Annotated in this window: 5 protein-coding genes; all 5 read right to left on the bottom strand. The window is 64.4% G+C overall.

Annotated elements, in window-relative coordinates:
• Nucleotides 1–354: ATP-binding cassette domain-containing protein (locus tag HX846_RS32680; protein WP_178966995.1), on the bottom strand; the 354-nt coding region annotated here is incomplete at its 3' end.
• Complete coding sequence (gene phnK, locus HX846_RS32675; protein ID WP_085984643.1) at nt 354–1163, bottom strand: phosphonate C-P lyase system protein PhnK; 810 nt, start codon at nt 1161–1163, stop codon at nt 354–356. The genes HX846_RS32680 and phnK, both read right to left, overlap by 1 nt.
• Nucleotides 1124–1990, bottom strand: a complete 867-nt coding sequence (locus tag HX846_RS32670) for an alpha-D-ribose 1-methylphosphonate 5-phosphate C-P-lyase PhnJ (protein WP_008434764.1) — start codon at nt 1988–1990, stop codon at nt 1124–1126. The genes phnK and HX846_RS32670 overlap by 40 nt, the downstream gene beginning before the upstream one ends.
• Nucleotides 1983–3059, bottom strand: coding sequence for a carbon-phosphorus lyase complex subunit PhnI (locus tag HX846_RS32665; RefSeq protein WP_134327103.1), 1077 nt, complete (start codon nt 3057–3059; stop codon nt 1983–1985). The genes HX846_RS32670 and HX846_RS32665 overlap by 8 nt, the downstream gene beginning before the upstream one ends.
• On the bottom strand, nt 3059–3534 hold a 476-nt coding region (gene phnH / locus HX846_RS32660; RefSeq protein WP_178966994.1), incomplete at its 5' end, for a phosphonate C-P lyase system protein PhnH. The genes phnH and HX846_RS32665, both read right to left, overlap by 1 nt.

The raw sequence follows: 3534 nt of genomic DNA, 5'->3' as shown, positions 1-3534 counted from the left end.
GGCGGGCTCCATCACCACATCCAGGCAGGCCACCCGCGGGATCACCCGCAGAAACTGGCTGACGTAGCCCAGGGTCTGCTGGCGCACCTGCAACACCTCACGCGGCTCGGCACCAACCAGCTCCAGCCATTCGCCGAGGTGCTGTACCCGGATGCTGCCGCCCGCCGGCAGATAGTTACCGTACAGGGTGCGCAGCAACGTGCTTTTACCGGCGCCGGACTGGCCATGCAGCACCAGGCACTCACCGCCTTTCACGCTGAACTCCACCCCGCGCAGCACGTTCAGCACCACGCCGTTCTGCTGGTGCAAGGTGAAGGTTTTCGAGAGGTCACGGACCTCGATCAAGGCATTCATCATGGTTGCAATACCGAAGACACCAGCAGTTGAGAGTAAGGGTGCTGTGGATCGTCGAGGATCTGGTCCGTCAGCCCGGTTTCCACCACGCGCGAGCGGCGCATCACCATCAGGCGGTCGGCCAGCAGGCGCGCCACGGCGAGGTCGTGGGTGACGATCACCACCGCCAGATCCAGCTCGCGAACGAGGCCGCGTAGCAGGTCGAGCAAGCGCGCCTGTACCGACACGTCCAGGCCGCCGGTGGGCTCGTCCATAAATACAAGACGCGGGCTGGAGACCAGGTTGCGGGCGATTTGCAGGCGCTGCTGCATGCCGCCGGAAAAGGTCCGGGGCAAGTCGTCGATGCGCTGCGGGTCGATTTCTACCTGGCCCAGCCAGTCGAGGCCGGCGCCACGCAGTTGCTCATAGTTGCGCACGCCCTGGGCCATCAGGCGCTCGCCGATATTGGCGCCGGCAGACACGCCCATGCGCAAACCGTCCCGAGGGTTCTGCTCGACAAAGCCCCATTCGGTGCGCAGCAAGGTGCGACGTTCGGCTTCGCTGGCGCTGTACAGATCCAGCCATTCACCGTCCTTGCCGCGATAGCCAATGTGGCCGGCCTGCGGTGGCAGACGCCCGCTGAGCAGCGAGAGCAAAGTGGACTTGCCCGAGCCCGACTCACCAACAATCCCCAACACTTCACCGGGGTACAAATCGAAGCTGACGTCCTGGCAGCCCTTCTCTTCCCCGTACAACAACGACAGGTCACGCACTTGCAAAAGAGGCTGGCTCACTGGTTGTTCTCCTTGACCCGTTGGGCGCAGTACCAGGTGTCGGAACACACAAAACTCTGGGTACCGGCGTCGTCGAGAATCAGCTCATCGAGGAACGATTCATGGCTGCCGCAGATCGCGCAGGTGTGTTCCCACTTCTGCACTTCGAACGGATGGTCTTCAAAGTCGAGGCTGGTGACCTGGGTGTACGGCGGCACCGCGTACAGGCGCTTTTCGCGACCGGCACCGAACAGCATCAGCGCCGGGCTCATGTCGAGTTTCGGGTTGTCGAATTTCGGGATCGGCGAGGGGTCCATCACGTAGCGCTCATCCACCATCACCGGGTAGGCGTAGCTGGTGGCGATATGGCCGAAGGTGGCGATGTCCTCGTAAAGCTTTACGTGCATTACCCCGTAGTCATTCAGGGCGTGCATGGTGCGGGTCTCGGTTTCCGACGGTTCGATAAAACGCAGCGGCTCCGGGATCGGCACCTGGTAGACCATGATCTGATCGGCCTGCAACGGAGTTTCCGGGATGCGGTGGCGGGTCTGGATCACCGTCGCGTCCGGGGTGCTTTCGGTGGTGGCGACGCCCGCCGTACGGGCGAAGAAGCGGCGGATCGACACGGCGTTGGTGGTGTCGTCGGCGCCCTGGTCGATTACCTTGAGCACGTCGTCAGCTCCCAGGATCGCGGCGGTCAGTTGCATGCCGCCGGTGCCCCAACCGTAAGGCAGCGGCATCTCGCGGCCACCGAACGGCACCTGGTAACCGGGGATCGCCACGGCCTTGAGCAAGGCGCGGCGGATCATGCGTTTGGTCTGCTCGTCGAGGTAGGCGAAGTTGTACGCAGGGTCACGCGCAGGCGCTTGAGTCAGGTCATTCATGGCGGGTGCCCTCGGCCGGTTGGCGCAGTTTGCGGATCAGTTCCAGCTCGGACTGGAAGTCCACGTAGTGAGGCAATTTGAGGTGGGAAACGAAGCCCGCCGCCTCGACGTTGTCGCAGTGGGACAGCACGAATTCTTCCTGCTGGGCCGGCGAGACGATCTCTTCGTTGAACTCATTGGCCCGCAGCGAGCGGTCCACCAGGGCCATGCCCATCGCCTTGCGCTCGGCATGCCCGAATGCCAGGCCGTAGCCCCGGGTGAACTGCGCCAGCTCGGTGGCCGAGCCGACGAACTGGTTGACCATCTCGCACTCGGTGACTTCGATGCTGCCCAGGCAAATCGGGAAACCCAGCTCTTCCGGGTCGATCCACACCTCCACATCGCCGATGCGAATCTCGCCGGCGAACGGGTGGTTGCGGCCGTAACCACGTTGGGTCGAGTAACCCAGTGCCAGCAGGAAACCTTCGTCGCCACGGGCCAGGGCTTGCAGGCGCTGGGCGCGGTTGGCCGGGTATTCCAGCGGGTCGCGGGTGATGTCGGCGACGCTGCCGGTGTCGTCGGATTCGTTCTTGATCAGCCCTTCCTTGGCCAGCAGGCCGAGTACCCGAGGGCACGCTTCCAGAGTCGCATCCGGCGTGGTTTGCGGGCCCGGGTATTCACCTTCGGCCAGCAGCGCAAAGTCCAGCAGGCGGTGGGTGTAATCGAAGGTCGGGCCCAGCAGTTGCCCGCCCGGCACGTCCTTGAAAGTCGCCGACAAACGCCGGCTCAGTGACATCTGCACGGTATCGATCGGCAGGCTCGGGCTGAAGCGCGGCAACGTGGTGCGGTAGGCCCGCAGCAGGAAGATCGCTTCCACCAGATCCCCCGCCGCTTGCTTGATCGCCAGTGCGGCCAGCTCCGTGTCGTACAGCGAGCCTTCGCTCATCACTCGCGCGACCGCCAGCGGCAGTTGCTCGCGGATCTGCTCCACGCTCAGTTCCGCAATGGAAGTATCGCCCCGGCGTTTTTTCGCCAGCAGGCGGTGGGCATTGTCGATGGCCTGTTCGCCACCCTTGACGGCTACGTACATCAGGCATGCTCCTGTGCAATTCGGGTGCTGCGTGGCAGGCCGATCAGGTGATGGCCGGCGGCGAACAACACGTCCAGGCCACGGGGAAACGTCTCGCGGCGTTGGCGTTCCAGCCAGAACGCCTGGGGTACGGGCAGGTTGACCTGACGCTGGGTCTTGATCCCCGGACCGCGCCAGTTCAAGGCGCGACCGGCTTCCAGGTCGGTCAACTGGACCAGCAAGGTGCAGGACTGATCCGGGTAGCGGTCATTGCCGTGGTCGAAGCCGCTGAGGTCGAGCAAGTCCTGTTCACCGAGCAAGGCGAACGCGGCCTCTTCCCGGTTGGCGGTCAGCGGGCAGCCGCAGTGGAAGGCCAGGTTGGCGCGGATCAGCGGCGTGTCGAAGCACGGCGCCAGCCAGAGCGGTGTGTCCATATCCAGCAGCGCCAGGCACAGCGCATAGGTAGCCGGCGCCAGGCCTTCAAGGCTGGGGGCCG

Source organism: Pseudomonas sp. K5002, from assembly GCF_013386655.1.
Taxonomy (GTDB): Bacteria; Pseudomonadota; Gammaproteobacteria; order Pseudomonadales; family Pseudomonadaceae; genus Aquipseudomonas.
This window is presented reverse-complemented; position numbering and strand designations above follow the sequence as displayed.